Here is a 6,118-nt window from a genome sequence, read left to right on the forward strand (position 1 = left end):
GCCATCCCCACGACGAGCCACAAGACCATATCAGAAGGTAAGCGGCGTCGGCGGATAGTGGCCTTTTCAGACAAGGCGGCAGCGGCAGTAATCCATTCGTCGGGAATATGGTCGGCAAAAATGGCCAGCCGAGCCAGCATGTCGCCAGATGCCTCAACAACATCGTTCAGATCGTTTGCAATAGACATAAAAAATCCGGAACCAGTGATTGGTTCCGGATTGTCCTACAGCAGAAGGATCGGTCAATGGATCCTTAACTGATCAGCATTGCGCCAAATGGCGGGCTTTTTGCTGGGCGTCATGCCATGGGATCAGCGTTCGATCAGCGGGGCCGAGCGGTAGCTCCAGAGGCCATAGGTGCGCAGGGCGTCGCGGTAGATGCCGAGCAGCTCCTCCGGGCTTGCCTTGGCCAGGGCGGAGAGGGGCTTGTCCGGGTAGGCGACACTGTCGATGCGGATATTGGCCGGGCCGCTCTGCCAGCAGGCGATTTCCAGCAGGGTCTGGCCCCGGCGCACATGGCTCGCCGAGCTCACCAGAGTGGCGTATTCAATCTCGTGGCGGGCGAGGGCATAGCCGCTGTAGAGGGCGTTCTCCACCGTGCTGGTGGCGTAGTTCTCCTCGATGATGCGGGAGCGGTCGATGCCCTTTTTCGCCAGCCAGTCCGCCATCAGCTTGCCCTCGGTCTGGCGGTTCTGGGGCACGCCGCCGGTGAGGATGACGAGGGCCGCCGGATCGGCCTGGGCCAGGGCGCGGGTGGTCTCGAGGCGCCCCAGCAGGATATCGTTCATGGAGCCATCGGGATTGAGGGCATAGCCCAGAGTGACGATGGCGCGGCGCCCCTTCTTCTCGCCCCGTCCCTGACGCTCCTTGAGGGGGGTGGCGACCACCCTGTCCACGGTGGCGAACAGCCGCTGCAAATCCGCGGCGCGACCGGCATTGAGCTCGACGACCCGCTTGACGTAGCCATCGGACTTGGTCTGATCGCCCTTGAAGCGCAGCCAGGTGGCGAGATAGGTGTTGATGTCCAGATCGTCCGGCGCGGCGGTGAGGGCCTGCTCGAACAGGGCGATGGCCCTCTCCACGTTGCCGTTGTAGATCTGGGCGTTGGCCGCCGAGATGAGCAGATCGGTGCGATAGGGCTCGAGCTGGTGGGCCTCCAGCAGCAGGGTGGTCACCTGCTCCATGTTGCTCGGCATCTTGGCGGTGAAGCCGGCATCTGAGACCCGGGCGGGGGAGTGGAAGATGCGTGCGGCGTCTGCCAGCAGCTGATCCACCACCTGGCGCTTGCTGATGAACTGCTCGTAATTCTGCTCCTTTTGCAGGGAGCGCACCGGGGCGGCCCAGGCATCGGATGAGACAACGAGCGGCAGCGTCAGCAGGCTGGTGAGGGTCAGGGCAATCGCGGTTTTCTTCATCATGGGGCTCCACCTGGGGTGAGGGGTGCGATGCCGTGGCTCGTCCCCTGAATGCTTTTCCAATAAAAACAGATGCTTGGTTTGCTGCCTACTCTACTCCTTTCCCGATGAAAAAACGTGAACCGTTCCGGTTATCCCGATGGCGCCCCTCAGCGCAGCCCCAGCCGCTCCTGCAGGAAGGCGAGCCAGGCCTCCACCTTGGCGGGCAGGTGGCGGCGCCTGGGATAGACGCACCAGACGCCGTGCTCGGGCAGGGCATGGCCCGGCAGCACGGGCACCAGTCGGCCGGCGGCGAGATCCCGCGCCACGATGAAGTCCGGCATGTTGCCGATGCCGAGCCCCGCCAGCAGCGCTGTGTGGATGGCATCGCTGTTGTTGACCTCGAAATTGCCCCTGGGGGTGATGGCCACCTCTCCCTCTGGCCCGTGCAGGCGCCACTGGGTGCCGCCGCGAAACAGGGAGTAGAAGAGGCAGTTGTGGCGCTCGAGATCGGCCGGGGTGTGGGGCGTGCCGGCCTGCGCCAGGTAGGCGGGGGCGGCGCACAGGGTGCTGAGACAGGGGGCGAGGCGGCGGGCGACCAGGCTCGAATCCTCCAGCTCGCCGATGCGCACCGCCACGTCGAACCCCTCGGCCACCAGATCCTGCTGGGCGTCGCTCATCTCTAGCTGCAACTGCACCTCGGGGTGGAGGGCGAGAAACTCGGGGACAAGGGGGGCGATGTGGCGCCGGCCATAGACCATGGGCACAGTTACCCGCAGCAGGCCGCGGGGGGCCGATTGCAGGGCGCCGATGGCATCTTCCCCGTCGCTGGCCAGACGCACCGCATGGCGGACCGTCTCGAAGTAGCGCTCCCCCGCCTCGGTGAGGGTGAGGGAGCGGGTGGTGCGATAGATGAGCTGGCAGCCGAGGGCCTGCTCGAGCTGGCTCACCTTCTTGCTCAGCACCGACTTGCTGAGGCCGAGCTGGCGGGCGGCGCCGGAGAAACTGCCCGACTCCACCACGGCGACGAAGGCCGGGAGCAGGGCGAAGGCATCCTGGTTCATGCTGTTCTCAATATGGAAACAATGTTGTTCCGGAAGGGTAGATTATCCCCGAATCAAAAACAATTTACCCTGCTCGCCAATGACACCAAGGAGCAATCCCATGATCCCCCCTCTTGTTGACCGCGGCCCCGGCCGCCCCGCCCTCGGCCAGACACTCGGCCAGACCCTGGGCGCCCTGGCCGCCTTCGCCGCCGGCCTGCTGCTGGCGCTGATGATCGCCCAGAACGGCGCACTGGCCCGCGCCACCGACCCCTGGCTCGGGAGCTGGCTGGCCCACGGGGTCGGCACCCTGGTCGCCGCGCTCCTGTGGTGGCTCTCCCCAAGGCCCCCGACGCCGGAGGCGGCCCCGCCCTGGGCCTGGCTCGGCGGCCTGCCGGGAGCGCTCACCGTGGTGCTGGCGGCCCTGTGCCTCAACTCATCCCTCGGTATGGCGGGCACCCTGGCCCTGCTGCTGCTCGGCCAGCTGCTGTTTGGTGCCCTGTGCGATGGCCTCGGCTGGCTCGGGCTGGCCCGCCGCCGCCCCTCGGGAAAGGACGCGCTCGCCGCCTTGCTGGTGATGGCCGGCGCCCTGCTTATCGTGCTCGGTTAGGAGAAACACCATGACCATATTGATCCTGCTGGGACTGCTCAACGGCGTGGCGGTGAGCCTGTCGCGCACCCTCAATGGCCGCCTCGCCAGCGCCCGGGGCGCCATGACGGCGTCCCTCGCCAACCACCTACTCGGCTTTGGGCTGCTCGGCGCCCTGCTCATCCTCAAGGGGGCGCCCTGGGAGCGGCTCGCCGGGCTCGATCCTTGGCTGCTGCTCGGCGGCGTGCTGGGGGCGCTCTTCGTCGCCATCAGCAGCTGGGCCATCGGCCGTGTCGGCGCCCTGGCCTGCGCCCTGCTCATCGTCACGGGCCAGCTGGCGGGGGGCGCACTGCTCGATGCCCTGGCCGGACGGCTGGCCGCGAGCGATCTGCTCGGCATCCTGCTGGTGCTGGCGGGGGCCGCGCTGCAACGCTGGCAGGCCGGCAAGCCACGCTCCTGAGAATGAGCGGTGCTGTGATGGTGCGGATAAACCAGCAGGGATGACAAGATCGCCGCCTTGCCTGGACGAAAAGGCCGCATACCAGCCGGATCAGGGCCCTGGCGGAAGGGAAAAAGGCGAAAGAAAGGGAGGAGGAAGGTAAAGGAAGGCAAAGGAGAACAAAGGAAGAGAGGCCGCCTATGAGCCAGGGTCGGCCCAAAACGCAGAACACCGGCGCTTGGCCGGTGCTTTGAAATAACAAAGTTGCGCCCCTGTAGGGGGCACGCGGTCAGGGCCGCTTAGGCGTAGAAGGCCTCGACGGTGCCCTTGACGGTGATCAGCATGGCATTGCCGTAGCGATCCTTGGCCTTGGGGGAGGGGATCTTCACCCAACCTTCGCTGATGCAGTACTCCTCGACATTGGTGCGCTCCTTGCCGTTCACGCGAATGCCGATCTCGTGCTGGAAGCACTCTGCCACATGGTGCGGGCTACGCGGATTGGCCGCCAGACGGTCGGGCAGTGCAGGTTTGTTGTCGCTCATTTTATAGACCTGAGTGTGATAAAAAGTGGGTCATTGTAGGCAATGCCCGCCATGGGCTCAAGGCTGGGCTGCGTCCAATTGGGGTGGACAAGGTCCGGCTACCGTTGCAGCTCGGGCAACAGCGTCGCCTGCTCCTGAAAATGGTGGCAACGGCGCTCAACGTCGTCTCTGTAACGCGCCAGATAAGCCAGCTCGGCGGGATTGTCTGTCTCGACCAGGGCGATGGCGGCATCAAGCTGATGCAGTATGTCGCTGGCCACCTTGTGCAAGGTCTGCTGCAACAGGCGTTTGGGCAGGTCACACGCCTCGGCCATCTCCAGCAACTGCCATGCGTTGACCGCCTCGGGAGCAAACTCGTCGCCGATGGCCATGGCCAGATGCTGGTTGAACTCGGGGTAAAGCCCCACATTGACCAGATCGTACCAGGGGGTGGGCATCAGCCCTGCTTTTGATACGAAGAAGCTGTAGTTCTTGCCGTGGGCATCGTGATTGTTGACGCAGAGGTTGAAGAGCAGCCATTGCAGCATGTCCAGTCTGGCCTGCGCCGGATTGACACAAAGGACGCTGAGGCTGAACAGTCGTGGCAGGCTCACCCCTTCCCTAATATGGGCCACATCCCGCCCGTCACCGAAGTTGCGTTCATATTTTCGGGTGACGGGAAACCCCAGCCCCTGACAGGCATCGATCATATGACGACGGCGAACCCTCAAGCCATCTTCATCAAGACGCCGATCGAAGCGTTCTACCAGCAAACCTCGGTGGGACTTATCGCCTTGGCCGACCCTGTGCAGTTCGACCTGTGCCACCGGCATGCCCAGCAGTGCGGCCAGTCGCATGGTCACAAACTCATTGATCACCAGATGAGGATGGTGCTCGAACTTGAGGAGATGGGTGGAACAGATCTCACCCTCGCCAAATCCCAGCGCCCCCTCGAGCCGCAGCAGGTTGAGCTTGGCCTGCACCCCCGCAACCGATAAGCGGGGGCGACCATCCCAGACTTCCAGCGGCCAGAGCTCGGGCTGATCGAGCCGCAGCATCAACTCCTCTGGGGTGATGGGGCGAAAGTGGGTGGGAATATCGGGCTCTGCGGGCAGGGTAAAGGTGACCGCCCCGGAGACATCGCGGCCGATGCCGTGGATCAGGGCAAAGAGATTGCTGCGCGAAACAGATAGCGCTTCAATCAGGTGCTCCAGCCCGCGATTTTCTGGCAGCAAGTTGCCGAGATACGCCCGGATCTGGGCGCTGCTGGCCGAACCATCCAGCGCCAGCGGCGGTGAGATCGGGAAGCCGCGAGCTTGCCATGCAGGTGTATAGCCGAGCTGAAAAGTATCCCGTTGGGAGTCATATTCAAGATGGCCGATCAGCTGGTTACCCAGCCGAAGTTCAAGCCGATGGCGCTCAGAACCACTCATCATCACCGACCTCTGATTGGCTGCTGTCGCTCGTTACCTGTGACCCGGCTTCTTGCACCAGTTGCAACCTCAGCCCCAGTGCGTTCATCACCTGCAGCAGGGTCGAGAGGTAGACATCCCCCCCCTTCTCAATCTTGATCAGGGTCTTCTTGGAGATGCCGCACAGTGAGGCTGTCACCTCCTGGGTCATCCTGGCGGCCTTGCGTCTCTCGCGTATCGCCAGCCCCAGGGAGGCGGGATCCAGTTCTTTCGGGCCGGTTTGCAACGATGCGTCTGCCATCATGATCACGAAAAAAAGTGTAGGTTGTTACACCTTAACCCATGGCGTGAGAATACATCAATCAAATGTGTACGATGGTGCACTTTTGATGGTTCTGGTACTGGTTGCAAGATAAAAGTGTAGAGGAGTCTACAAAGCTGTTGGCGATTCACATAGTTACAACACTATCTCCTCCGCAGTGGAGTAGGGACTAGTGTCTGGATGTATGGAGTTAAATCCGATCACATCGTAAGTCAATTTTTAATAAAGATTCATATGGTAATGCCGATAGTAATTGAAGACTAGATTGAATCTTAGCAACTGCCCCGTAAACCCTCGCCCAATCGGGCGGGGATATAAGGGGAGCTAATCTGGTGTGTTCTGCGAGGCCACATACGCCTTGAGCGTTTCGATAGTGGCCCCGCCAGCACTGCAAGCAA

At 62.8% G+C, this 6,118-nt stretch carries 8 protein-coding genes and 1 pseudogene; 2 read left to right on the forward strand and 7 right to left on the reverse strand.

Features of this window, described 5'->3' with window-relative positions:
- The 3 genes from C3418_RS22420 to C3418_RS22430 all read right to left on the reverse strand — a co-directional run.
- Window positions 1-188, reverse strand: a 188-nt coding sequence (locus C3418_RS22420; protein WP_181023087.1) for a transposase domain-containing protein, incomplete at its 3' end; no start/stop codon positions are given.
- A 123-nt stretch (window positions 189-311) separates the two neighbouring features.
- On the reverse strand, window positions 312-1,415 hold the full coding sequence (locus C3418_RS22425) for a YdcF family protein (protein ID WP_041205389.1): 1,104 nt from the start codon (window positions 1,413-1,415) through the stop codon (window positions 312-314).
- Window positions 1,416-1,564: 149 nt separating this feature from the next.
- On the reverse strand, window positions 1,565-2,458 hold the full coding sequence (locus tag C3418_RS22430; protein ID WP_005332127.1) for a LysR family transcriptional regulator: 894 nt from the start codon (window positions 2,456-2,458) through the stop codon (window positions 1,565-1,567).
- A gap of 100 nt (window positions 2,459-2,558) precedes the next feature.
- Here C3418_RS22430 and C3418_RS22435 point away from each other — a divergent pair, with 100 nt between their 5' ends.
- Both C3418_RS22435 and C3418_RS22440 read left to right on the forward strand, forming a co-directional pair.
- A complete protein-coding gene (locus tag C3418_RS22435; RefSeq protein ID WP_081805658.1) occupies window positions 2,559-3,047 on the forward strand; it encodes a DMT family transporter in 489 nt (162 codons plus the stop codon).
- 10 nt (window positions 3,048-3,057) lie between these two features.
- The gene (locus tag C3418_RS22440) at window positions 3,058-3,486 is read left to right on the forward strand and encodes a DMT family transporter (RefSeq protein WP_041205391.1); all 429 of its coding nucleotides are present in this window, start codon (window positions 3,058-3,060) and stop codon (window positions 3,484-3,486) included.
- Window positions 3,487-3,764: 278 nt separating this feature from the next.
- On the opposite strand, the gene C3418_RS22445 is transcribed toward C3418_RS22440, so the two are convergent.
- The 4 genes and pseudogenes from C3418_RS22445 to C3418_RS22460 form a co-directional block, all read right to left on the reverse strand.
- A complete protein-coding gene (locus C3418_RS22445; RefSeq protein ID WP_005332143.1) occupies window positions 3,765-4,007 on the reverse strand; it encodes a DUF3297 family protein in 243 nt (80 codons plus the stop codon).
- Between the two features lie 98 nt (window positions 4,008-4,105).
- Window positions 4,106-5,422, reverse strand: a complete 1,317-nt coding sequence (locus C3418_RS22450; protein WP_005332142.1) for a HipA domain-containing protein — start codon at window positions 5,420-5,422, stop codon at window positions 4,106-4,108.
- Window positions 5,406-5,702, reverse strand: coding sequence for a helix-turn-helix domain-containing protein (locus C3418_RS22455; RefSeq protein WP_049832154.1), 297 nt, complete (start codon window positions 5,700-5,702; stop codon window positions 5,406-5,408). The genes C3418_RS22450 and C3418_RS22455 overlap by 17 nt, the downstream gene beginning before the upstream one ends.
- Before the next feature lie 342 nt (window positions 5,703-6,044).
- A pseudogene (locus C3418_RS22460) lies at window positions 6,045-6,118 on the reverse strand (IS200/IS605 family transposase); the annotation flags it as partial.

Origin of the sequence: Aeromonas sp. ASNIH8 (assembly GCF_002919855.1) — a bacterium.
Taxonomy (GTDB): domain Bacteria; phylum Pseudomonadota; class Gammaproteobacteria; order Enterobacterales; family Aeromonadaceae; genus Aeromonas; species Aeromonas caviae.